27 protein-coding genes and 1 pseudogene are annotated in these 22,460 nt (G+C 66.7%); 22 read left to right on the forward strand and 6 right to left on the reverse strand.

The window, feature by feature from the left end; translation table 11 throughout:
- Nucleotides 1–7: 7 nt before the first annotated feature.
- The 14 genes and pseudogenes from SMCB_RS02700 to SMCB_RS02755 all read left to right on the forward strand — a co-directional run bounded on the left by SMCB_RS02700 (nt 8) and on the right by SMCB_RS02755 (nt 8,837).
- On the forward strand, nt 8–730 hold the full coding sequence (locus SMCB_RS02700; protein WP_045534887.1) for a YdcF family protein: 723 nt from the start codon (nt 8–10) through the stop codon (nt 728–730).
- Nucleotides 730–1,779 (forward strand): UDP-glucose 4-epimerase family protein, encoded by a 1,050-nt coding sequence (locus SMCB_RS02705; protein ID WP_231851230.1) that lies wholly within the window; start codon nt 730–732, stop codon nt 1,777–1,779. The genes SMCB_RS02700 and SMCB_RS02705 overlap by 1 nt, the downstream gene beginning before the upstream one ends.
- Nucleotides 1,776–2,336, forward strand: coding sequence for a sugar transferase (locus SMCB_RS02710; RefSeq protein ID WP_045534890.1), 561 nt, complete (start codon nt 1,776–1,778; stop codon nt 2,334–2,336). The genes SMCB_RS02705 and SMCB_RS02710 overlap by 4 nt, the downstream gene beginning before the upstream one ends.
- 105 nt (nt 2,337–2,441) lie before the next feature.
- Nucleotides 2,442–2,654, forward strand: coding sequence for a type II toxin-antitoxin system VapB family antitoxin (locus SMCB_RS02715; protein WP_045534892.1), 213 nt, complete (start codon nt 2,442–2,444; stop codon nt 2,652–2,654).
- A 254-nt stretch (nt 2,655–2,908) separates the two neighbouring features.
- The gene (locus SMCB_RS02720) at nt 2,909–3,109 is read left to right on the forward strand and encodes a DUF433 domain-containing protein (protein ID WP_045537472.1); all 201 of its coding nucleotides are present in this window, start codon (nt 2,909–2,911) and stop codon (nt 3,107–3,109) included.
- 12 nt (nt 3,110–3,121) lie between these two features.
- Nucleotides 3,122–3,187: pseudogene (locus tag SMCB_RS12840) on the forward strand (DUF5615 family PIN-like protein); the annotation flags it as partial.
- Between the two features lie 158 nt (nt 3,188–3,345).
- Nucleotides 3,346–3,918 carry a nucleotidyltransferase domain-containing protein gene (locus SMCB_RS02725; protein WP_045534894.1) on the forward strand — a complete coding sequence of 191 codons (573 nt, stop codon included), beginning with the start codon at nt 3,346–3,348 and terminating at the stop codon, nt 3,916–3,918.
- Nucleotides 3,915–4,337 carry a hypothetical protein gene (locus tag SMCB_RS12370; RefSeq protein ID WP_082027190.1) on the forward strand — a complete coding sequence of 141 codons (423 nt, stop codon included), beginning with the start codon at nt 3,915–3,917 and terminating at the stop codon, nt 4,335–4,337. Before SMCB_RS02725 ends, SMCB_RS12370 begins: the two co-directional genes overlap by 4 nt.
- A 23-nt stretch (nt 4,338–4,360) precedes the next feature.
- Nucleotides 4,361–6,412: a polysaccharide biosynthesis protein gene (locus tag SMCB_RS02730; protein WP_275451289.1), complete on the forward strand. Its 2,052-nt coding sequence runs from the start codon at nt 4,361–4,363 to the stop codon at nt 6,410–6,412.
- 109 nt (nt 6,413–6,521) lie between these two features.
- Complete coding sequence (locus SMCB_RS02735) at nt 6,522–6,764, forward strand: hypothetical protein (RefSeq protein ID WP_045534896.1); 243 nt, start codon at nt 6,522–6,524, stop codon at nt 6,762–6,764.
- A complete protein-coding gene (locus tag SMCB_RS02740) occupies nt 6,761–7,213 on the forward strand; it encodes a putative toxin-antitoxin system toxin component, PIN family (RefSeq protein ID WP_082027191.1) in 453 nt (150 codons plus the stop codon). The genes SMCB_RS02735 and SMCB_RS02740 overlap by 4 nt, the downstream gene beginning before the upstream one ends.
- Before the next feature lie 62 nt (nt 7,214–7,275).
- On the forward strand, nt 7,276–7,458 hold the full coding sequence (locus tag SMCB_RS02745) for a hypothetical protein (protein ID WP_144400248.1): 183 nt from the start codon (nt 7,276–7,278) through the stop codon (nt 7,456–7,458).
- A 9-nt stretch (nt 7,459–7,467) separates the two neighbouring features.
- Nucleotides 7,468–8,358, forward strand: a complete 891-nt coding sequence (locus tag SMCB_RS12375) for a Wzz/FepE/Etk N-terminal domain-containing protein (protein WP_082027192.1) — start codon at nt 7,468–7,470, stop codon at nt 8,356–8,358.
- Nucleotides 8,359–8,513: 155 nt separating this feature from the next.
- Nucleotides 8,514–8,837: a helix-turn-helix domain-containing protein gene (locus tag SMCB_RS02755; RefSeq protein WP_045534907.1), complete on the forward strand. Its 324-nt coding sequence runs from the start codon at nt 8,514–8,516 to the stop codon at nt 8,835–8,837.
- A gap of 312 nt (nt 8,838–9,149) precedes the next feature.
- Here the strand turns inward: SMCB_RS02755 and SMCB_RS02760 are convergent, their stop codons facing one another.
- Genes SMCB_RS02760 through SMCB_RS12090 form a run of 5 tightly spaced genes read right to left on the reverse strand, consistent with a single transcriptional unit; the run spans nt 9,150 to nt 12,442 of the window.
- Nucleotides 9,150–9,761, reverse strand: coding sequence for a DUF3299 domain-containing protein (locus SMCB_RS02760; protein ID WP_052468383.1), 612 nt, complete (start codon nt 9,759–9,761; stop codon nt 9,150–9,152).
- Nucleotides 9,751–10,056: a hypothetical protein gene (locus SMCB_RS02765; protein ID WP_231851232.1), complete on the reverse strand. Its 306-nt coding sequence runs from the start codon at nt 10,054–10,056 to the stop codon at nt 9,751–9,753. Before SMCB_RS02765 ends, SMCB_RS02760 begins: the two co-directional genes overlap by 11 nt.
- Nucleotides 10,057–10,071: 15 nt before the next feature.
- A complete protein-coding gene (locus SMCB_RS02770) occupies nt 10,072–11,283 on the reverse strand; it encodes an ABC transporter permease (RefSeq protein ID WP_045534909.1) in 1,212 nt (403 codons plus the stop codon).
- Nucleotides 11,280–11,936 carry an ABC transporter ATP-binding protein gene (locus tag SMCB_RS02775; RefSeq protein ID WP_045534910.1) on the reverse strand — a complete coding sequence of 219 codons (657 nt, stop codon included), beginning with the start codon at nt 11,934–11,936 and terminating at the stop codon, nt 11,280–11,282. The genes SMCB_RS02770 and SMCB_RS02775 overlap by 4 nt, the downstream gene beginning before the upstream one ends.
- Nucleotides 11,933–12,442, reverse strand: a complete 510-nt coding sequence (locus SMCB_RS12090; RefSeq protein ID WP_052468384.1) for a hypothetical protein — start codon at nt 12,440–12,442, stop codon at nt 11,933–11,935. Before SMCB_RS12090 ends, SMCB_RS02775 begins: the two co-directional genes overlap by 4 nt.
- A gap of 65 nt (nt 12,443–12,507) precedes the next feature.
- Here SMCB_RS12090 and SMCB_RS02785 point away from each other — a divergent pair, with 65 nt between their 5' ends.
- The 7 genes from SMCB_RS02785 to SMCB_RS02815 all read left to right on the forward strand — a co-directional run bounded on the left by SMCB_RS02785 (nt 12,508) and on the right by SMCB_RS02815 (nt 20,431).
- The gene (locus SMCB_RS02785; RefSeq protein ID WP_231851233.1) at nt 12,508–13,566 is read left to right on the forward strand and encodes a metal ABC transporter ATP-binding protein; all 1,059 of its coding nucleotides are present in this window, start codon (nt 12,508–12,510) and stop codon (nt 13,564–13,566) included.
- Entirely contained in the window at nt 13,566–14,438 is an 873-nt protein-coding gene (locus SMCB_RS02790) for a metal ABC transporter permease (RefSeq protein WP_045534911.1), read from the forward strand. The genes SMCB_RS02785 and SMCB_RS02790 overlap by 1 nt, the downstream gene beginning before the upstream one ends.
- A 4-nt stretch (nt 14,439–14,442) precedes the next feature.
- On the forward strand, nt 14,443–15,387 hold the full coding sequence (locus tag SMCB_RS02795; RefSeq protein WP_082027194.1) for a metal ABC transporter solute-binding protein, Zn/Mn family: 945 nt from the start codon (nt 14,443–14,445) through the stop codon (nt 15,385–15,387).
- A gap of 268 nt (nt 15,388–15,655) precedes the next feature.
- Nucleotides 15,656–17,098, forward strand: a complete 1,443-nt coding sequence (locus tag SMCB_RS02800; RefSeq protein WP_420834904.1) for an efflux transporter outer membrane subunit — start codon at nt 15,656–15,658, stop codon at nt 17,096–17,098.
- Nucleotides 17,085–18,458, forward strand: coding sequence for an efflux RND transporter periplasmic adaptor subunit (locus tag SMCB_RS02805; RefSeq protein WP_045534914.1), 1,374 nt, complete (start codon nt 17,085–17,087; stop codon nt 18,456–18,458). The genes SMCB_RS02800 and SMCB_RS02805 overlap by 14 nt, the downstream gene beginning before the upstream one ends.
- Nucleotides 18,455–19,219: an ABC transporter ATP-binding protein gene (locus tag SMCB_RS02810; RefSeq protein WP_045534916.1), complete on the forward strand. Its 765-nt coding sequence runs from the start codon at nt 18,455–18,457 to the stop codon at nt 19,217–19,219. The genes SMCB_RS02805 and SMCB_RS02810 overlap by 4 nt, the downstream gene beginning before the upstream one ends.
- Nucleotides 19,220–19,222: 3 nt before the next feature.
- Nucleotides 19,223–20,431, forward strand: coding sequence for an ABC transporter permease (locus tag SMCB_RS02815; protein ID WP_045534918.1), 1,209 nt, complete (start codon nt 19,223–19,225; stop codon nt 20,429–20,431).
- Between the two features lie 60 nt (nt 20,432–20,491).
- On the opposite strand, the gene SMCB_RS02820 is transcribed toward SMCB_RS02815, so the two are convergent.
- Nucleotides 20,492–21,064 (reverse strand): DUF192 domain-containing protein, encoded by a 573-nt coding sequence (locus SMCB_RS02820; protein WP_082027196.1) that lies wholly within the window; start codon nt 21,062–21,064, stop codon nt 20,492–20,494.
- A gap of 126 nt (nt 21,065–21,190) precedes the next feature.
- Here SMCB_RS02820 and icd point away from each other — a divergent pair, with 126 nt between their 5' ends.
- Complete coding sequence (icd, locus tag SMCB_RS02825; RefSeq protein WP_045534920.1) at nt 21,191–22,444, forward strand: NADP-dependent isocitrate dehydrogenase; 1,254 nt, start codon at nt 21,191–21,193, stop codon at nt 22,442–22,444.
- The last annotated feature ends 16 nt before the right edge of the window (nt 22,445–22,460 follow it).

Consider the following 22,460-nt stretch of genomic DNA (forward strand, 5'->3'; position numbering starts at 1 on the left):
CCAGCCCATGTTTTGGCTGGCGCTGTGGTGGGGTCTGGCCTTGCTGGTGCTGTGGCGCCGCCGTGTGCTGGGCATGTCTATGCTTTGGGCGGGTTTGGTGGTGTTGGGTTTGCTGGGGTTCATGGCGCTGCCCGATGCGTTGCTGCGGCCACTCGAGAACCGCTACGCTGCGCCGCCCGCGCACACCGTGGGGCAGCATGTGGGTGTGATTGTGCTGGGTGGGGCCACCGGGCATCCAAGCAGTTTTGCGGCCCACGGCCAAGTGCCCCTGGGCGATGCAGCCGAGCGCATGACGGCGCCGCTGTATTTGATGCGCCAGCACCCTACACTGGAGCTGGTATTTTCGGGTGGCGAAGGGCGGCTGCTGCCCACCGGCACGACCGAGGCCGAGCTGGCAGGCGTGTTTTTTGCGCAGCAGGGGCTGGACATGCGCCGCGTGCACCTTGAAGGCGGCGCCCGCAACACGCGCGAAAACGCCATCAAGGTGGCGCAACTGCTGGGGCCGCGCTGCCAGCAGCCTTGGCTACTGCTCACATCGGCCTGGCATATGCCCCGCGCCATGGCCGAGTTTCAGGCGCAGGGCTGCCGCGTGACACCCTATCCGGTGGACTTTCGCACGGGCACCAGCACGCCGCTCACCGAGTATTCATTGGCCCGTAGCCTGCTGCGCTGGCAAACGGCTTTGCACGAGTGGCTGGGGCTGCTGGTGTATGGCCTTACGCGCGGTTGATGAGCCGCAGCTTTGAGCACAAACCGGCCGGCGGCCCAATCCTCCACATGACATCAAACCCACCCAACTCCAGCACCCCCAACACCACCAGCACCCGCACAGGCGTTTTGATCACCGGCGTATCCGGCTTTGTGGGCCAAGCGCTCGAGCGCCGTTTGCACGATGCTGGGTTTGCGGTATCGGGCAGCGCGCGGCACGAGCACCGCATGGCGGGCGGCGCACTGGCCGGGGTGGCGCAGCTGCACACCAGCCAAGATTGGTCTGGCTTGTTGCGCGGGTGCAGCGCCGTGGTGCACTTGGCGGCGCGGGTGCACATCATGCACGACACGGCGCCCGATCCGCTGGCCGCCTTTCGCGCAGCCAACACGGCTGGCACCCTGCACCTGGCGCAGCAGGCCGTGGCGGCGGGGGTGCGGCGCTTTGTGTTTGTGAGCACGGCCAAGGTCAACGGCGAGCACACCGCCGCCGGGCGCCCCTTTCGCCACGACGACCTGCCCCAGCCCGAAGACGCTTATGCCGTGTCGAAGCACGAGGCCGAGCAGGGTTTGCGCGCGCTGGCGGCTGCCAGCGGCCTAGAGCTGGTGATCGTGCGCCCGCCCTTGGTCTATGGGCCGGGCGTGAAGGCCAACTTTGCCGCCCTGATGCGCGCGGTGCAGCGCGGCTGGCCCTTGCCCCTGGGGCTGGCGCACAGCAACCGGCGCAGTTTTGTGGGCCTAGACAACCTCGTGGATTTGCTCTGCACCTGCCTAGAGCACCCGGCTGCGGCCAACCAGACCTTTATGGTCAGCGACGGCCACGACCTGTCCACCGCCGAGCTGCTGCAGCGCATGGGCGTGGCCTTGGGCCGCCCGGCGCGCTTGTGGCCCGTGTCCACTGGGAGCCTGATGGCGGCAGCGGCCGTGCTGGGCCAGCGCGAGAAGGCGCGGCGCCTGCTGGGCAATTTGCAGCTAGACATTGCCCACACCTGCACCACCCTGGGCTGGAGCCCGCCGGTTTCGGTGGATGAGGGCTTGAGGCGCGCAGCGGCCGGCATGGGGGCGGCTGCATGAAGCGCGGTTTTGATTTGGTGCTGGCTGTGCTGGCCGCCCTAGTGCTGCTGCTGCCGCTGGCGCTGGTGGCCCTAGCGGTGCGCCTGACTTCGCCCGGGCCGGCCCTGTACTGGAGCGAGCGCGTCGGGCGCAACAACCGCAACTTTTACATGCCCAAGTTTCGCAGCATGCGCACCGACACCCCGGCCGTGGCCACGCACCTGCTCACCGACCCGCAGCGCTGGCTCACACCCATCGGCCCCTTTTTGCGCCGCAGCAGCCTCGACGAACTGCCCCAGATCTGGAGCATCCTCAAGGGCGATATGAGCTTTGTGGGGCCGCGCCCGGCGCTATTCAACCAGCACGACCTGATCGCGTTGCGCACCCAAGCCGGCGTGCACCACCTGCAACCCGGCCTGACCGGCTGGGCCCAAGTAAACGGCCGCGACGAACTGCCCATCCCCATAAAGGTGCGCTACGACGCCGAATACGCCCAGCGCCAATCGCTGGCTTTTGACATCCAAATCCTATGGCTCACGGCACTCAAGGTGCTGCGGCGGGACGGGGTGGCGCATTGAGTGCACATACCATGCAGGCGACGAGGTGCGCGGCTCTACGCGCATGCCAACGGGCAGAATCAAAGCCGATGTAAGATTGCATCAAATTTGATGACTAAAACCGCCATGCGAACCACCATCACCATCGACGATGCCTTGTACCAGCGCGCCTTGGAAGTGGCTGACCCCGGCATGGACAAGTCCGATCTGTTTCGCGAGGCCGTGATGACATTTGTGCGCATTCAGGCGGCGCGACGTCTGGCTGCGCTGGGCGGCTCTGCCCCGAATATGGATGAAGTGCCCAGAAGGCAAGAGGCTGTCCCATGCCCTCTTGATTAAGGAGCGGTTTCAAGATGACTTCATCAAAATCTTCGGTATTGAGCCCGAGGCCCTTACAGCCAACGAAGCCCGCTAACTTGTGGGTTTCCGATCAATTGACGAAATCCGAGATTGCCTTGCTAAGGCAAGGCAAGAGATCGATCGCCGATTACGTTCAAAGGGAATTTCCAGACCGGGAAGCCTTGAGACGGGCCTGCAAGCAGATTCCTAGCTAACTGTCACATCCCGGACGATCATTCGATGTGGAGCACGCGATGGATCGCATCACTTTAGAACCAGGCAAGCGTGGTGGCAGGCCCTGCATCAGAGGCTTGAGGATTTCTGTGAACGACGTCCTTTCTATGCTGTCGAGTGGCATGTCACAACAGGATGTGCTGGACGATTTTCCGGAGCTGACGGAGCAGGACATCATGGCCGTGCTGGCCTATGCGGCAGACCGGGAACACCGGGTCTAGTCCGCCTCTGACAAAGGGGTGTGGATGCGTGCCAAGGAAGATGGTTTTGTGGTGGTGACGAGGGATGCAGATTTCTAGGAGCCGTCCCCAGCTTTACGGCAAATGAGGCCGACGCCGTGCAGCGCGTGCTGTTGAGCATCTCGGCTCCGTGCTGCGTGGCGAGGACGTTGAGGCGCCGGGCGCGAGGCTGAGCGCTTTCGTGCCAAAAAATGGATGGATCGTGCTAAATTCTGTACATGTCTATAGCTTCTGCCATCTTTTCCGACAGCCAGTCCAGAGTGTATCGGTGGCTCTTTGGGCAGCCTGAGCGTCAATATCACTTCAGCGAGCTTCGACGCCTGACGGGCTTGGGGAGCGCGTCGCTGCAGCGCGAGTTGAATCGTCTGGTGGATGCGGGCTTGGTGTGCTCCGAGAGCAAGGGCAACATGCGTTGCTTCAACGCCAACCCCACAAGCCCCGTGTATGCCGAACTGGTGGCGTTGACGCGCAAGACTTTGGGCGTAGTGCCGCAGTTGCAGGAGGCCTTGAGACCCCTTGTGCCGAAGCTACACGCCGCTTGGGTCTATGGCTCGGTCGCACGGCACACGGATACGGCACAGAGTGATGTGGACTTGATGTTGGTGGGCGACGATCTGCTGTTGAGCGAGGTGCTGGAGCTCTTGATCCCGGCAGAGGCCCGTCTGGGCCGTAAGATCAATCCCAATTGCTACACGCTTGATGAATTTAAAAGGCGCCAGCGCGAGCCGGATTCTTTTGTCAGTAGGGTGTTGGCACAGCCTGTGTTGACGCTGCTAGAAGGCCCACCATGAGCTCTCGTGAACTGGAAAATTTGGCGCGGATCGGTCAGTTAAAAGCCGAGCCGCGCAATGAAGCGGAATTTAAACGAATGCTTGAAATGGCGCGTACCCGCTTGGCCGACGCGCAGCTTGATCGAGTTTCGCAAGAAGGGCGATTCACCAGCGCCTATAACGCCGCTCATGCGGCAGCCTTGGCTGCGCTGCGTTGGCATGGCTATCGCAGTGAGAACAGGTTCACGGTTTTTCAATGTCTGACGCACACTGTGGGTTGGTCGGCCCCACGCTGGAGGGTACTGGATGCCGCTCATCAAAAAAGAAATCTGGCTGAGTATGAAGGCTTTTTGGAGGTGGAGGAGTCCACGATCAAGGAGCTGTGCATTTTGGTAAGGGAGCTGCTTGATGCGGTGCAAAGCATGGCGCAGCAAAAGTGATACAAGACGAAAAAGGCAATGCATTGAGCTCACACCTGGTGCGTACAGCGCAAACCGTATTGGCGCTGCCGCGCCCGCTCAAGCGCACGCTGGCGCTGGTGGTGGATGGGGCGTTGTGCGTGCTCACGGTGTGGCTGGCGTTTTATTTGCGGCTCGACCTTTGGTTGCCGTGGCAGGGTACGGCTGACAATTTGTACCGCCCCTATTTGGCGGCGCTGGCGGCGCTGGCCATTGCGCTCCCGTTGTTTGTGGTCAATGGCTTTTACCGCGTCATTTTCCGCTACACCGATTGGGCGGCAGCGCAGACGCTGTTGCGCGTGTTTGCGCTTTATGCCGTGTTGTACGCCGGCGTGGTGACGGTGCTGGGGCTGCCCGGGGTGCCGCGCAGTGTGGGCATCATCCAGCCCTTGCTGCTGGGGGTGGCGGTGGGGGCTACGCGGGTGTTGGCGCGCTATTGGCTGGGCGGCCTGTACCAAGATATGTCGGCGCGCAGCAGTTTGCCCAAGGCGCTGATCTACGGTGCTGGGCAAACCGGGCGCGAACTGGCCCGGGTGCTGGCGCACAGCCAAGAGCTGAAATTGGCCGGCTACATCGACGACGACGAGCGCTTGCATGGCCAGGTGCTAGGCGGCTTGCCGATTGTGTCGCCGGCCGATGTGCCCGCACTGGTCAACAAAGCCGGGGTGCGCACGGTGCTGCTGGCCATGCCCAAGCTGGAGCGCGCGCGCCGCAACCAGATCCTCGAGACCCTGCGCCCGCTGCGGGTGGCGCTGCGCACGCTGCCGCGCTGGAGCGACGCAGCGCACGGCCGCATCAGCAGCGCCGATCTGCACGAACTGGATGTGGACGACCTGCTGGGGCGCGAGCCGGTGGCGCCCAACCACATTTTGCTGGCCAAAAACATCGTCGGCAAGGTGGTGCTGGTGACCGGTGCCGGGGGCTCGATCGGGAGCGAGATCTGCCGCCAGATCGTGCGCCAGCGCCCGGCGGTGCTGCTGCTGCTCGAAAACAACGAGTACGCGCTCTATGCGCTGGAGCGCGAGCTCCATGCCTTGTGCGCCGATGGAGCTGATGACGCCGAAGCAGGCGAGGGCGGCGCAGGCGGCGCCGATGGCTTATCCACAAGCCCAACCAACCCAGACGACTCATTCTGTGGCGGCGTGCGCCGGGTGCCGCTGCTGGCCAATGTGCAAGACGCGGCGCGGCTCGACGAGATCATGCGCACTTGGCGCCCCGACACGGTCTATCACGCCGCGGCCTACAAGCATGTGCCGCTGGTGGAGCACAACCCGGCCGAGGGCATACGCAACAACGTCTGGGGCACGCTGCGCGCGGCGCAGGCGGCGGCGGCCAATGGGGTGAGCGATTTTGTGCTGGTGAGCACCGACAAAGCCGTGCGCCCGACCAACGTCATGGGCGCCAGCAAGCGCTTGGCCGAGCTCGCCTTGCAGGCGCTGGCCGCCGAACCGGCGCTGCGTGGCCGCACCCGCATGTGCATGGTGCGCTTTGGCAATGTGTTGGGTTCGTCGGGTTCGGTGGTGCCGCTGTTTCGGCAGCAGATCCGCGACGGCGGCCCGATCACGCTCACGCACCCCGAGGTGACGCGTTTTTTTATGACCATACCCGAGGCGGCGCAGCTGGTGATCCAAGCCGGCGCCATGGCCAAGGGCGGCGACGTGTTCGTGCTCGACATGGGCCAGCCGGTGCGCATTTACGACCTCGCGCAGCGCATGGTCGAGCTCTCGGGCCTGACGCTGCGCGACGCCGCACACCCGCAGGGCGACATAGGCATCGAGATCAGCGGCTTGCGCCCGGGCGAAAAGCTGTACGAAGAGCTGCTCATCGGCAACGACCCCCAGCCCACGGTGCACCCACGCATCATGAAAGCGCACGAAGCCAGCTGGCCCTGGCCGCAGCTGCAGCCCAAGCTGGCCACGCTCGAACTGGCGCTGCAAGTCAACGACGTGGCGCTGCTGCGCCTGCTGCTGCAAGAGCTGGTCGAAGGCTACACCCCCGACGGCGAGATCGTCGATTGGGTGCACCTAGAGCAGGCGGTGGGGCAGGGCCGACTGTGAGCTGCCCGCAGGGCGCTGCAAGCAAAAAAACGCCAGTGCTTGGACTTCGGCGCTGTCGCCCACGGTCACGTTGTAGACTTGGTTTTTGGCCGCTAACAAAGGAATCCCCATGACCACCGTTCAAGTTGAATTGCCCGATGTGCTGGCACAAAGCGCACAAGCCGCTGGCCTGCTCACACCGCAAGCGCTGGAGGCCATGCTACGCGAGCAGCTCAAGCGCCAGGCAGGCGAATCCTTGCGCGCCCTATGGGCCAGCGCACCGCCCGAGGAATTGACGCCCGAGATCGAGCAGATGATTGATGAACAGGTGCAGGCAGTGCGTGCCCAGCGCAGCAAGCAGGAGGCCCATTGAGCGGTAGCAGCCTCAGAGGCATCCGGCTGCGCCTGGTGCTCGATACCAATGTGGTGGTGTCTGGTTTGTTGTGGGGCGGCCATGCGCGCCGCTTGCTGGAGCTGGCGCTAACTGACACCATTGCGCTGTACAGCAGCCCGGTGCTGGTCGATGAGTTGAGTCAGACCCTGCACTATGCCAAGCTGACCAAGCGCATCACAGCGCTGCAAACCACGGCGCAGGCACTGGTGGCGCACTACAGCGCCATGGTCACGCTGGTGGTGCCCCAGCAGGTGCCAAGAGTGATTGCCAAGGATGCCGATGATGATCAGGTTTTGGCGTGTGCAGTGGAAGCACGCGCCCATTTGATTGCCTCTGGCGATCAGCATTTGCACAGCCTGGGCGGCAACTACCTGGGCGTGCGCATCGTGACACCTGCCGAGGCGGCGGGGTTGCTGGAAACGCCGTAGCTACGGTTTTTCAGGTCTTACGTCAACAACTCTTCAAAGCGCTTTTGCAACAGTGTTTTGCGTTGCCCCGTTGGCAGCGGCGCCAGCCCTTAGCGGGCTGCAAACAGGGTGACAGCGTTGAGCTGCGCGACGCCGCGCTGCTGCGCTTGCTGCTGCAAGAGCTGGTCGAAGGCTACACCCCCGAGGGCGAGATCGTGGATTGGGTGCACCTAGAGCAGGCGGTGGGGCAGGGGGTGGTGCGGTAGAATCAAACAATGAATTCAAACGACGACGAAATCAGCCTGCTTGACTTGTGGGATACCTTGATCGGGGCGTGGAAGACGCTGCTCGCTTTCTTGGCAGTTGGTATTGCCTTGGGCGTGGGCATTGGCATGCTCAGTCCGTCTGTTTATCAGGCCACGGCACTGATTCAGGTTGGGCAGGTTGGGCAGGTTGGGCAGGTAAATGTGACGCGCCAGCCGGTCGAGTCGCCGTTGCTTGCGGTTGAGCGTCTGCGGTCTTTGACTTTTCAGCAGCGTATTGCTGAAGCAACCACAGACCAAGATTGGATCAATGCAATCCGCTCTGGCGCTGATGCCGGTCGAATTCAAGCGCAACTGGTTCGAGCAACCCAAGCCGATGCATCGCCGTTGATCGAGCTCAAAGTGCGCGCTCCGAGCCGCGAGCAGGCAAAAATGCAAACCGAAGCAACTTTGGCCGAACTGGTGCGCATACACAATGAATTTGCCCAACCCAGAATTGACAACCTGCGCAGCGAACTGGCTTCAAACCGGGAGCAGTTGGAGGCGAGTCAAATGCGCCTGAATAAGTTGTCGCAACTGGCCGTTGTCGATCGGGTTCCAGATTCCAGGTTCAATCAGATCATGCTTGCCAACATGATGCTGACGCAAATGCAAGCCGAGGTTTTTGCTGTGCGCAGTACGATTTCTATGTACGAGACCGCATTGCAGAGCCCCTTGACGCAGCCCACGCGCACGATCGAGCCGGTTTTTGCCCCTGCTCACCCGGTCTCACCCGCGCGCTTGATGATGCTCGTGGTGGCGGCCATGGCCGCAGCCATGCTGGGCGTGCTTTGGGTTTTGGTGCGCAGCGCTTGGCTGAACGCGCGCCGGGCCAAACAGCATCCAGAACAGTCGATGGGGTAGGTTGGGGAGCACTGCGACAAGGCGGTGCACCCAAGCAACCTGCAAGAGCAGGTCGAAGGCACCACCCCCGAGGGCGAAAACGCTTTGACTGCAGGGCTGCTATTGGCTGCAATTCTTCCTGTAATGGCTGGATATCCAAGCCTTCAGGTATAAAAATGGTCGATTTCGCGCTTGCACTGCCCGAGGAAGTCTGCTTGGAGCTGGGTCAGCGCGCCCGGGCTCGGCGGCTGGCGCTCAACCTCTCGGTTGACGAGTTGGCGCAGCGCGTCGGCATCTCCAACAAGACGCTCGGAAACTTCGAGCGCACGGGCCGCTGCACGCTCGAGACTTTTGCGCGCATTCTGGAGGCGCTCAACGCCCTCCATGACCTATCCCCCGTGCTGGTCTTGCAATCGAAGTCGATTGAGGACATGCGCCTGAAAGCAGCAGTCGCCACCCGTCAGCGCGCCTACACCAAGGCGCGAAAGCGCTCGATGTGATAGGCTGATTCACTGGCGTATGACCACGCCAAGAACCTGTCGTTCGTGATGGAAGCCGACGGCAGCTGGCAGCTGGCAGCTGGCGCCGCCGTATGACCTGACTTACTGCCCGGGATAGCAAGGCACTGGATTTGGCCGAAGGTCTCGCGCTGCGCAAAACCACCGTGACCCAAGTGCTTCAGGCCATGCAAAGCAATTTTGCACGACTCGCCGGCTAGACAATCACGCCACCGATCCTGCAGCAAGAGCTGGTCGAAAGCACCACACCCCCAAGGGCGAGATCGTCGATTGGGTGCACCTAGAGCAGGGCGCTCAATCGACCTCGATAGCCTGAGTGATGCGATAAAAAAAGCCCAGCGAGTCGTTGTGCAGCACGTGAAAGCGGCCTTCGACGACGACGGCACCCATGCTGTAGCGAATAGGGCGCCGGGCACGCACTTGCACCAGGCTTTCGGGGCCGCCGGGGGTGCAAAAGGGGCAGGTGAGCGGCACCGAGCTGAGCAAAAAATGCACTTGGCGCGTGCCGGGGTCGAGCGGCGTCATGAAGCCCTGCAGGCGCACGGTGCGCTGATCCAGCGCCAATATGGCGGCGGAATACACCTGCACCACGCGCTGGCGTTCGGTGCGGGTGGTGAAATCGGCCAGGGTGGACCACGGCACCACGTCGCTGCGCTGGGGCAGTGGGGCAAAGGCGCTTAGGGGACTGTGGTAGCCCATGCCGGTGCCGCCGGCCAGTGGGTTGGGGTGGCCAGCGGCGCCAGGAATCCCAGCCGCGTCGGGAGCCGCGGGCGCATTGGGGGCGCCAGCAGCGCCAGCCGCCGGCGCATTCTGCCCAAACACGGGTGCGGCGATGGCGGTGGCGCCCAGGGCTGCGATGCGGCGCAACCAAGAGCGCCGCAGCCAAAGCCCTTTGTCAGTGGACATGGCGCATGCCGCAGTAGTTGCCCAAGGCGATGCCGGTGCAGGCGGCGCGCAGGGCCTGGTGGCAGACGCGTTCGCCGCGCCCGGCTTGCAGGCATTCAGCGGCCGCCTGGTGCGCCGCGGCCATCGCCTGGTGGCGTTGGATGTCTTGCTGAATCTGCGCCGGGGTGTGCTGCTGGCCGTGGGTGTGGCCGTGCGGGGCAGCAGGCGTGGTCGGCGTGGTTGGGCTGGCCCAGACGGGCAGGGCCAAGGCGGCGCTGGCGAGCAGGGCCAGCAGGGTGCGGTGGGTGGTTTTCATCGGGTTCATGGGGTTTTAGCTCCGGTTGAGTAGGGTCAAAACGTCGAGCCGGTGCACGCGCCAAGCCGGCAGGGCCGCCGCCAGCAGCGCCAGCAGCAACACCCCCAGCGGCACCCACAACAGCGTCGGGCTCCAGTGTGCGGCCTGCACCAAGGTGGCGGCACCCGTGGGCAACCAGCCGCCCAGGGCCGCCAGCAAGCCTTGGGCCAGCGCCAGCCCCAGCAGCAGCGCCAACAGCGCCAGCGCAAAGGCCTCGGTCAGCAACAAAGCGACCAAGCGCCGCGGCGGCGTGCCCAGCATGCGCAGCATGGCCAGATCGGCCTCGCGCTCGCGCACCGCTTGCCACAGCGCCACGAACACCGACAGCGCGGCCATGAGCAGCAGCGTCAGGCCAAAGCCCTGCAGCACTTGGGTGCCCGCGCCCAGCAGCGTGAGCAACCGCGTGAGCTCGAGCGCCGGGGCGGCGGCCTGCATATTGGTCTGCTCGTTGACGAAGCGCGGGAAGGTGACGGCGGCCAGCGGCGTGGTGTAGCGGATCAGGGCCATGGTGACTTCGCGCTCGGCCTCGACGGCGGCGCGTTCCTCGGGGCTCATCTGCGCCATGCCGTGCAGATCGTCGTGCACCAGCCAGACCGATTCGGTGGCGGTGAGCACCAGCCGGTCGAGCACGCAACCGCAAGGCGCCAAGATGCCGGTGATGGTGTAGGGCCATTGATCGTGCGCCTTGCCGACCGGGTCCAGCCCGTGCACGCCGACGAAACTTTGGCCCAGACCCAAGCCGCTGCTGGCCGCCACTTGGGCACCCAGAACGGCTTGCATCGGCGCGTTCCAGAGCTGGCCTTGGGCCAGTTCGGCGCCATAGAGCGCGACATAGTCCGGGGTGGTGCCGACGATGCGGTAGCCGCCCAGGTTGTCGCCCAAGCTGAGCGGGATGATCGCGGCCACTTGCGGGTGTTGGCGCAGTTGTTCCAGATCGGCCAAGCGGATGTTGCCCGGCGGCACGTCGAGGTGGAATACGCCCGACATGATGAGCTGGATCGGGCTGCCCTTGGCGCCGACCACGGCGTCGATGCCGGCCAGGTCGCGCTCAAAGGTGTTTGTGAGCTGCTCGCGCGCGCTAAGCACGAACACCATGGCCGCTACGCCCAAGCTGAGCATGAGCAGGTTGAGCACCGTGCTCAAGGGGCGCGACCAGAGGTAGCGCCACGACAGGCCAAGGGTGTTCATGCTTGCGCCCCCGCGTGTGGCTGCAAGCGCAGGGTGCGCGCGTGCGGCAGCGCTTGCACGGCACGCTGGTCGTGTGTGGCCACCACCAGCGTGGCGGCATGCTGCTGCGCGTGCTGGCTGATGAGCGCCATGGCTTGGGCGGCGAGGTCGTCGTCGAGGCTGGCGGTGGGCTCATCGGCCAGCAGCACGGCCGGGCGGCGCAACAGCGCCCGCGCCAGCGCCACGCGCAGCGCCTGCCCGGTCGAGAGCTGGTGCGGGCGCCGCTGAAGCAAACCGCCCAGCCCAAGGGCCTCGATCAGGTGCTGGGTGTGCGCGCGATCCAGCGGCTGCTGACCGGCGTAGGCCACCAGTTGCAAGTTGTCGTGCACGCTCAAGGCCTGGCTGAGCAGGCCGCGCTGGGGCAAAAAGCCGATGTGGCGCGCACGCCAAGCGTCGCGTTCGGCTTGCGCCAGCTGCGCCGGGTGCGTGCCGGCGACTTCGAGCACGCCGGCGCTGGGCGTGAGCAGCCCGGCCAGCAGCGCCAGCCAAGTGGACTTGCCACTGCCCGAGGGGCCGCGCAACAGCAACGCGCCGCCGCTGGCCAGCTCCAGGTCGGGAAAGTCGAGCGTAGGGCCGCTGGGCCAAGCGTAGCGAAGGGCGGAGCTGAAAATCATGGGCGCGCGTGGGGTTGGAGGCAGTCGGCGCAGGTGCCGTGCAAGGTGAAATCGAGCCGCTGCGGCTGGTGCCCGAGCGCGGTCATGCGCTCGCTCCAGCTCTGCGCCAGCTGCTGCGCCTCGAGCGCCGCCGCAGGCAGCGGCAGCAGGCAGTGGCAGGCGTCGCACTCAAAGCGCGGTTGCGCCAGCGCGGCGGCGCCGTTGCCGGCCCAGGTGAAGCGCCAGCGGCGCTCGTGCGCGTCGGCGTGGCGCAGCAGCACACCGCAGGCGGCGAGCCGATCGAGCAGCCGGTACAAGGTGACGCGGTTGATGAGCAGGCCGCGCGCCTGCAGCTGCGCCAGCACCTCGAAGTGGCAGCGCGCGGCGCAGGGGTCGGCGGCAAACAGGCCCAGCACGGCGCGCGTGGCCGGCGTGACCCGCAAGCCAGCGCGGTGCAAGCGCTCGAGCAGCTCGGGTGTGAGCGGGCTGGATGAGGGGGCGGCGGTTTGGGGCATGGTCATGGTCATGGACTCGGCTGCTGCAACAAAGTTGCGTTATGATCCCGATATTAACGCAATCGAGTTGCAACAAGGTGCCCATCAAGTCTTTGCTTTCTTGGTTCCAGCCGCTGGCGGCATCGGCTTCGGCTGCTGCAGCGCGGTTGCGCGTGCCTGAACCTGCACCACCTGCAGCCCCTCCTTATGCCGCTGGGGCCGGTGCGGGAGCGGGTGCGTCGGTTGCCGCGCCCGACAGTCAGCCGGCAGCTGGGCTGGGGCTTAGGCTGCACAACCTCACGCTGGGCTACGAGCGCCATCCGGCGGTGCACCATTTGTCTCTGTTTTGCCCGGCGGGTTCCAAACTGGCTATCGTCGGCCCCAACGGCGCCGGCAAATCGACGCTGCTGCGGGCGCTGGCGGGCCAGTTGCGGCCGCTCACCGGGCGCATCGACTGCTTGGCTGGGCAGCGCGTGGCGTATCTGCCGCAGACGCCGCAGATCGACCGCAGCTTTCCGGTCACGGTGCTGGATATGGTGCAGTACGGCCTGTGGCACCAGAGCGGCGCCCTCGGGCGCTGGAGCGCGGCGCAGCGCCAGCGCTGCCTCGAGGCCTTGGCCAGCGTCGGCCTGCAGGGCTTTGAGCGCCGCACCATCGACACCTTGTCGGGCGGGCAGTTTCAGCGCGCCTTGTTTGCGCGTCTGATCTTGCAAGACGCCGACCTGCTGCTGCTCGACGAGCCCTTTGCCGCCGTCGATGAGGGCACCACGCTCGACTTGCTTCAGTTGCTCGAGCGCTGGAGCGCCGCTGGCAAGACCGTGCTGGTGGTGCTGCACGACCTGAGCTTGGTGCGCCGGCACTTTGCGCACACCCTGCTGCTGGCGCGTGAACCCATCGCTTTTGGTGCCACCGCCGCCGTGCTCACGCCCGCCAACCTGCGCCGCGCCATGAATATGCGCGAAGCCTTCGACGAGGGCGCGCCCTGGTGCGAAGCCGAGGCGGAGCCGGCGGTGCATGGGCACCATGTGCACGAACACGCGCACGAACACGCGCACGGTGACAGCCACCGCCACGAAGAGCACGGCTCCGGCCATAGCGCCCAACCGTCCCGGTCCCAGGTTCAGGCAGCGCCCGCACGCGCAGCCGGGGTGCTCTGATGGCCGCGCTGGCCTGGCTTGAACCCTTGTGGGCGTTTAGCTTCATGCAGCGCGCGCTGCTGGGTTGCGTGCTGCTGAGCCTGAGCGCGGCCCCGGTGGGCGTGTTCCTGATGCTGCGCCGCATGAGCCTGACCGGCGACGCCATGGCGCACGCCATTTTGCCGGGCGCGGCGGTGGGCTTTTTGATCTCGGGCCTGTCGCTGGGGGCGATGACGCTGGGCGGCATCGTGGCCGGGCTGGTGGTGGCGGTGGCTTCGGGCCTAGTGGCGCGCAGCACGGTGCTGCGCGAAGACACCTCACTGGCGGCCTTTTACCTGCTCTCGCTGGCGCTGGGGGTGCTGATCATCTCGACCTACGGCAGCCAGGTCGATCTGTTGCACGTGCTGTTTGGCACCGTGCTGGCGCTCGACGACGCCGCGCTGGCGCTGCTGCTGGGCATAGCGCTGATCACGCTGCTGGCCATGCGCCTGCTCTACCGCGCGCTGGTGCTGGAATGCCTAGACCCCGATTTTTTGCGCGCCCACAGCCCGCGCTGGAGCGCGCTGGCGCACTACGGTTTTTTGGTGCTGGTGGTGATCAATCTGGTGGCCGGTTTCCATGCCTTGGGCACGCTGATGGCGGTGGCGATCATGGTCTTGCCCGCAGCGGCGGCGCGGTTCTGGGTGCGCCGCATCGGATCGCTGCTCTGGCTCGCGCCGGCGCTGGCGCTGGTGTGCTGCGTGGCCGGTTTGCTGCTCTCGTACCACGCCGACTGGCCGACCAGCCCGGCCATCGTGATCGCGTTGGGCGCGCTGTGGCTGCTGTCGATGATTTTGGGCCGCTTTGGGGTTTGGCGGCAGCGCTCGGTGTCTGCAGTGCATTTGAAAGGGTAATCGCATGAAACGACGGATTTTTGGCCGCGGTTTGGTGGCCGGTTTGGGCTTGGCGGGGGTGGGTGGCGCGGCTTGGGCGACCGCCACACCCGCCGCGCTGCCAGTGGTGGCGAGTTTTAGCATTTTGGGTGATTTGGTGCAGCAAGTCGGGGGCGAGCGGGTGCAGCTCACGCAGCTCATCGGGCCCGACAGCGACGCCCACGTGTTCCAGCCACGGCCAGCGCAGGCGCGCTTGGTGGGGCAGGCGCGGCTGGTGTTTTCCAACGGGCTGGGCTTCGAGGGCTGGATGCCGCGCTTGCTGCGCAGCGCCAACTTCCGTGGCCAGCACGTGGTGCTCAGCCGCGGCATCGAGCCGTTGCGCAACCCCGGCCACGGCCACCGGCATGGTCACGGGCACGGTCATGGCCACGACCACGGCGAGCACGACCCGCACGCTTGGCAAAACGTGGCCCACGTGCGCGTCTACGTGCGCAACATCGCCGACGCTTTGTGCGCTGCCGACGCCGCCGGCTGCGACTTTTACCGCCAGCGCGCGCAGGCTTACGACGCCGTTTTGGCGCAGCTCGATGACTACATCCGCGCCGCCTGGGCGCCGATCGAGGTGGCGCAGCGGCGCGTGATCGTCGCCCACGACGCCTTTGCCTACTACGGCCAGGCCTACAACGTGCGCTTCATGGCGGCGCGCGGGGTGAGCGCCGACAGCGAACCGACGGCGCGCGGCATCGCCCGGCTGGTGCAGCAGATCCGCGAAGAGCGGATTCGGGCCTTGTTCGTCGAAAACGTGACCGACCCGCGTCTGATCGAGCAGATCGGGCGTGAAACCGGCCTGCGCCCGGCTGGGCGGCTGTACTCCGACGCGCTCTCGGCCCCCGACGGCACGGCCCCGACCTACGTCGATATGTTGCGCCACAACACCTTGGCGCTCACGCGCGCCGTGGCGGCTGCGTAAGCCCAGGGCTGCGCGCCGAGCTGTGCCTTTCAGCCAAACCCGAATGCGCTGCACCGATTAAGCCCCAGCCCGCACCCGGCGCGCGATCATCAAGCACAATCAGGCCATACAGGCGCCCCCTTCGGGCGCGGCTTGGCTTGGAATGCGATTGGATTGTCATTGTCTTTTTGGGGCGCGCTCCGCTGCGTTCGATGTGGGTGTTGGTGGCCGGGCTGGGGCTGTTGAGCCAGCTGCTGATCGTTTGCTCGGTGCGGGCGCGCTGGCCAGTTTGGCGCTATGGGCCCTGAGCGGCTGCACGGCTTTGCCCGCCGCCCCCGAACCCGCAGCTGCGGCCAGCGCGGTGCTCTCGCAGCCGCTGGCGCCTCAGTGGCGTAGCCCTTGGCCCGAGGTCGGCGTTGTTGCGCCCGCGCCCACCCCAGCCACCCCCCCAAGCGCCGACTTGGCGCAGTGGTGGCTGGCCTTTGACGACCCGCACCTGAGCCGCCTGATCGGGCAAGCTTTGCAGGCCCACACCAGCGTGCGCAGCGCGCAGGCGGCGCTGCAGCAGGCGCGCGCGCTCGATGCCGTCGGCGCGGCCGCGCAGGGGCCGCAGGTGCAGGCCACGGCCAGCGGCCAGCGCGCCCAGGTGGGATCGGCGTCGGCGGCCAGCGCCTGGCGCGCCGGGCTCGACGCCACCTGGGAGCTGGACTGGTTTGGCCAGCGCCAGCAGGCCCGTGCGGCCACGGCAGCCGAGGCGCGCGCGGCGGCGGCCCAAGTGGCGCAGGCGCAGGTGAGCGTGGCAGCCGAAGTGGCGCTCACCTTTTTCGAGTGGCGCTTGCAGCAGCAGCGTTGGGTGGTGGCGCAGCGCCGCCTGGCCTTGCAAGAGGAGTTTGTGCAGATCGTGGGCTGGCGTTTGCAAGCCGGCCTGATGTCGAGCCAAGACCTTGAGCAAGCGCGCCTAAACCTAGCACAACTGCGCGCCACCCTGCCCGACATCGAGGCCGCACAGGGGCAGGCAGAGGCCGCGCTGGCGCTGCTCACCGGGCGCAGCCCGCAAAGCGCGCTCGATCTGCCCGCCGCCGGCCCCATCCCCAGCCCCGGGCTGGAGCTGGCGCGCACCATCCCGGCCGACACCCTGCGCCAGCGCCCGGATGTGCAACGGGCCCAAGAGCGCCTGAGTTCAGCAGCGGCGCGCGTGGCCCAGGCCGACGCCGCGCGCCTGCCCACGCTGGCCCTGGGCGGCACGCTCGACTGGCGCAGCCCGCGGGTGAGCGATTTGTTCGACCCGGCCGCGCTCACCCGCACCCTGCTGCTGCGCCTGAGCGCCAGCCTGTTCGATGGCGGCGCGGCGCGGGCGCAGCTGCAAGCCCAACAAGCGGCGCTGGAGCAGTCGCGCCTCGAGCTCGAGGCGGCGGTGCTGACGGCGCTGCGCGAAGTCGAGCACGCCCTGCTGGCGCTGCAAGCCAGCGCCCAGCGCCTGCAGCACGTGCAGCAGGCCGCCGACGCTGCGGCCGCCACCGAAGCGCTGGCCCTGCTGCGCCTGACCAGCGGTCTGATCGACTACCGCATCTGGCTCGAGACGCGGCAAAACCTCTTGAGCGCCCAGTACGAGCTGTCGGCCGCCCGCGCCGCCTGGAGCGCCGACCACGTGCGCCTCTACAAAGCCCTGGGCGGCGGCTGGAGCGCCGACAAACCCCAAGCAGCACTGCCCGAGCCCCATGACCCCGCCTGAACCCACCCGCCCCGTGCCCCCTACGCCTCCCACCCCCAACCCGGCGCCAGCGGCCCAGCAACTGCTGCTCGGCCTGCCCCAAGCGCGGCGCTGGTGGCAGTCGCGCTGGCTCTGGCTGGGCCTGCTGTTGCTGGCCCTGGTGGCGCTGGCGCTGTGGTTTTGGAGCGCCGCGCAGCAGCGCCAGGCGGCACCGGTGTTCGTCACCGAGCCGCTGGCGCGTGGCAACCTGGTGCTCAACGTGACCGCCAATGGCACCTTGCAGCCGCTGCGCGCGGTCAACATCGGCAGCGAACTGTCGGGCACGGTGCGCGCCGTGCACGTCGATATCAACGACACCGTGCGCCGTGGGCAGGTGCTGGTCGAGCTCGACACCGAGCGTTTGCAAGACCAGGTGCGCCACGGCCGCGCTGCCGTGCTCGCTGCCCAAGCCCAGGTGGCCCAAGCCAAAGCCAGCGTGCGCGAGACCGAGGCCAGCGTGCGCGAGACCCAAGCGCAGCTGCAGCGGCTGCAAGAGGTGGCGCGCCTGTCCGGCGGCAAAGTGCCCTCGGCGGCCGAGCTCGACACCGCGCGCGCGGCCTTTGAGCGCACCCAGGCGGTGCTCGAGCGCATGCGCGCCAACGTCAACAGCGCCCAGGCAGCGGTCGAGCAAGCGCAGGCCAACCTATCCAGCCACGAGACCAACCTGAGCAAGGCCGCCATTCGGGCGCCGATCGACGGCGTGGTGCTGGTGCGCTCGGTGGACCCCGGCAACGCGGTGGCGGCGTCGCTGCAGGCCGTGACCCTGCTGCAACTGGCGCAAGATTTGCGCCAGCTCGAGCTGCAAGTGAGCGTCGATGAGGCCGACATCGGCGTCGTGCGCGCCGGCCAGCCGGCCAGCTTCACCGTCAGCAGCCAGCCTGGGCGGCGCTTTGCTGGCAGCGTCAGCCGGGTGGCTTTTGGCGCCACGCGCACCGACAACGTGGTCACCTACAGCACCACCATTCGGGTGGACAACGCCGATTTGAGCCTGCGCCCCGGCATGACGGCCACCGCCAGCATCGTCGCGGTCGAGCGCCAAGGCGTGTTGCGCGTGCCCAACGCCGCGCTGCGCTTCATGCCCACCGCTGCCACCACCGCACCCGCTGGCGGCGGCGTGTTGGCCAGCCTGTTGCCGCGCCTGCCGCAGCAGCCGCCGCGGGTGGCGCGCATGGACCCGCGCCCGGGCTTGCGCCAGCTCTGGGTGCTGCAAGACGGGCAGCCGGTGGCGCTGCAGGTGAGCACCGGCATCAGCGACGGGCGCCACACCGAGGTCTCGGGCGAGGACGTGGTTGAAGGCATGGCCGTGATCGTCGAGCAGCGCCGGGCGGGGCAGGTGCCGTGACTGCGCCCCTGATCCAGTTGCGCGGCGTGACCAAGGTCTATGGCCACGGCGCCACCGCCTTTGCCGCGCTCAAGGGTGTCAATTTGGAGATTGCTGCCGGGCAGTTCGTGGCCATCATGGGGCCCAGCGGCAGCGGCAAATCGACCGCCATGAACCTGCTGGGCTGCCTCGACCGGCCCACCAGCGGCGAGTACCGCTTTCGCGGCGTGCCGCTGCAGGGCCTCGAGCGCGACGCGCTGGCGCTGCTGCGGCGCCAGTATTTTGGCTTCGTGTTCCAAGGCTTTTATTTGCTGGCGCGCACCACGGCGCTGGAAAACGTCGAGCTGCCGCTGATCTACCGCGGCCTGCCAGCGCGCCAGCGCCACGCCGCCGCCCGTGCCGCGCTCGAGGCCGTGGGCCTAGGGCCGTGGGAGCGCCACACCCCGGCCGAGCTCTCGGGTGGGCAGCAGCAACGGGTGGCGATCGCGCGTGCCATCGTCACCGAACCGCAGGTGCTGCTGGCCGACGAGCCCACCGGCAACCTCGACAGCCAGCGCGGGCACGAAATCATGGAGCTGATCCAGGGCCTGAACCGCAGCCGTGGCCTGACCGTGCTCATGGTCACGCACGAGGCCGACATCGCCGCCTACGCCAGCCGCCAGGTGCGCTTCGTCGATGGCTTGCTGGCCAGCGACAGCCTGAGCCCCCCGGCGGGCTTGGCGCCACAAGCAACTGCGCCAGCGCCGGCAGCCAGCGCGGTGCTGCACTCCGCGGAGGCTTGAGCCATGTGGATCAACGCTTTGCTGCTGGCGCTGCGCTCGATCCGGCGCAACCTGCTGCGCTCGTTCCTGACCATGCTCGGCATCGTGATCGGGGTCGCGGCGGTGATCACCATGGTCACCGTCGGCAACGGCGCCACGCTGGCGATCCAGACCCAGATCCAGGGCTTGGGCACCAACTTGCTGCAGGTGCGGCCGGGCCAGCGCATGGGGCCCGGCGGCGGCCCCGGCGCAGCCCCGGCCTTTGTGGCCGCCGACGCGCAAGCCATTTTTGAGCAGGTGCCGGGCGTGCTGGCCACCGCCCCCGAAGCACGCACTGGGTCCACCGTGGTGGCCAGCGGGCGCAACTGGGGCACGACGGTGATCGGCAGCAGCAACGACTGGCTGCTCACCGGCAACTGGCGCCTTGCCGACGGCCGGCCTTTCACCGACGAGGAGCAGGTCGCCGGGGCGGCGGTGTGCCTGATCGGCGAGACCGTGCGGCGCGAGCTCTTTGGCCCCAGCCCAGCCGTGGGCGCGCTGCTGCGCGTGCGCCAGATGCCGTGCACCGTGGTCGGGGTGCTGGCGCCCAAGGGGCAGGGCGCCTTTGGGCAGGACCAAGACGACTTGGTCTATATGCCGCTCAACACCTTTCAGCGCCGCATCGTGGGCCACACCCGCATCGGCATTTTGCAGGTATCGATGCTCGACGGCATGGACGCCGCCGTGGTGCGCGCCGGCATCGTGCAGCTGCTGCGCGAGCGCCGCCACCTAGGCCCTACCGACGAAGACAACTTCAACGTGCTCGACACCCGGCAACTGGCCGAAACGCTCTCGGGCACCACGCGCATCATGACGCTGCTGCTGGGCGCGGTGGCGGCAGTCAGCCTGGTGGTGGGGGGGATCGGCATCATGAACATCATGCTGGTGAGCGTGACCGAGCGCACGCGTGAGATCGGGCTGCGCCTGGCCATCGGCGCGCGCGAGCGCGAGGTGCTGTTGCAGTTTTTGATCGAGGCGGTGGTGCTGGCGGCCATCGGCGGGCTGATCGGCATGGCGCTGGCGCTGGGGGCCAGCGTGGGCTTGGCCGCGCTCATGGGCGTGCCGTTCGTGTTCGACCCCGGCATCAACGCCTTCGCCTTTGCCTTTTCGGCGGCCATCGGGGTGCTGTTTGGCTTCTTTCCGGCGCGGCGCGCAGCCCGGCTGAATCCGATCGAAGCCTTGCGGCATGAGTAGCCGCGCTTAAGCGGCCAGCCGCTTGCCCGGGCACAGGCGCCGTGGGCTGCGGGTTGAGCGCTAGCGTGGCGCGGTCGAGGGCGCGATTGAGGGCGCACCTACAAACGGGCCGCCGCGCAGCCGCATGCCAGCGCCGATGCCGCGTTCGGCAAACCAGCCCCGGTGCATCTCGAGCACGTAGCGCACCGGTTCGGCCGAGCAATGCGAGCGCTGCGACAGCGGCTCCATGTCGGCCAAGTTGACGATGCGGCCGTCGTCGGCCACAAAGGCCGCCGTTAAGGGCAGGAAGGTGTTTTTCATCCAAAAGCACTGGGTGGCGGGGGCGTCGAACACAAACCACATGCCTTCGTTGGCGGGCATGGTGCGGCGCCACATCAGGCCCAGGCTGAGCTGCTCGGGCGTGCGCGCCACCTGCGCCGTGATCAGGTGCAGGCCGGCTTGCAGCTGCATGCGCGGCAGATCGAGTTGCGGCTGCCCGGCCTTGGCCGGGGCGACGGACAGCAGCAGCGCGCTGGCCAGCAGCGCCAGCGCCGCGGCAGCCAGCCGTTGCGGCCCGCCAGCGAGCGCAAGCAGGGCGCCCGGGCGCAGCGCCGCGGGCCGGGCGGCAAAACAAAGATATTTGCGGACATTCATGGGCGTGTCAGGTCGGTGCAGGGTTCGTTGCTACAATTTTGCCAACTATTTCCTTAGAGGGCACGCACCCGGGGCTTAGCAACCCAGTCGTCGCCTGTTTTTTTCCCATCCCGGAGTCATCGCTTCATGTACCAACACATCCAGGTGCCCGCCCAGGGTCAGCCCATCACGGTCAACGCCGACTACTCGCTCAACGTCCCCGACCAGGTCATCATCCCCTACATCGAAGGCGACGGCACCGGTTACGACATCACCCCGGTGATGCTCAAGGTGGTGGACGCCGCCGTGGCCAAAGCCTACGCCGGCAAGCGCCAAATCCACTGGATGGAGGTCTATGCCGGCGAGAAATCGACCCAGGTCTATGGCCCCGACGTCTGGCTGCCCGAAGAAACCCTGGCCGCGCTGCGCGACTACGTGGTCTCGATCAAGGGCCCGCTGACCACGCCCGTGGGCGGCGGCATCCGAAGCCTGAACGTGGCGCTGCGCCAAGAGCTCGACCTCTACGTCTGCCTGCGCCCGGTGCAGTACTTCAAGGGCGTGCCCTCGCCGGTCAAAGAGCCCGAAAAAATCGACATGGTGATCTTTCGCGAAAACTCCGAAGACATCTACGCCGGCATCGAGTACGAAGCGCGTTCGGCCAAGGCGCAAAAACTGATCAAGTTCTTGCAAGACGAGATGGGCGTGACCAAAATCCGCTTCCCCGAGAGCTCCGGCATCGGCATCAAACCGGTGAGCCAAGAGGGCACCGAGCGCCTGATGCGCAAGGCCATCCAGTACGCCATCGACAACGACAAGCCCAGCGTGACCATCGTGCACAAGGGCAACATCATGAAGTACACCGAGGGTGGTTTCCGCGACTGGAGCTACGGCTTGGCGCAGCGCGAGTTTGGCGCGCAACTGATCGACGGCGGCCCGTGGTGCAAGTTCAAAAACCCCAAAACCGGGCGCGACATCGTCATCAAAGACAGCATCGCCGACGCCTTTTTGCAGCAGATTTTGCTGCGCCCGGCCGAGTACTCGGTCATCGCCACGCTCAACCTCAACGGCGACTACATCTCCGACGCGCTCGCGGCCCAAGTGGGCGGCATCGGTATCGCGCCCGGCGCCAACCTGAGCGATTCGGTGGCCTGCTTCGAGGCCACGCACGGCACCGCGCCCAAGTACGCCGGCAAAGACTACGTCAACCCGGGCTCCGAAATCCTCTCGGCCGAGATGATGCTGCGCCACATGGGCTGGACCGAGGCCGCCGACCTGATCATCAGCTCGATGGAAAAAGCCATCCAGTCCAAGCGCGTGACCTACGACTTCGCGCGCCTGATGCAAGGCGCCGAGCAGGTGAGCTGCTCGGGCTTTGGCCAAGTGATGATCGAGCACATGTAATCTGCGGGCCCGCAGG

It is taken from the genome of Serpentinimonas maccroryi, assembly GCF_000828915.1.
Taxonomy (GTDB): Bacteria; Pseudomonadota; Gammaproteobacteria; order Burkholderiales; family Burkholderiaceae_C; genus Serpentinimonas; species Serpentinimonas maccroryi.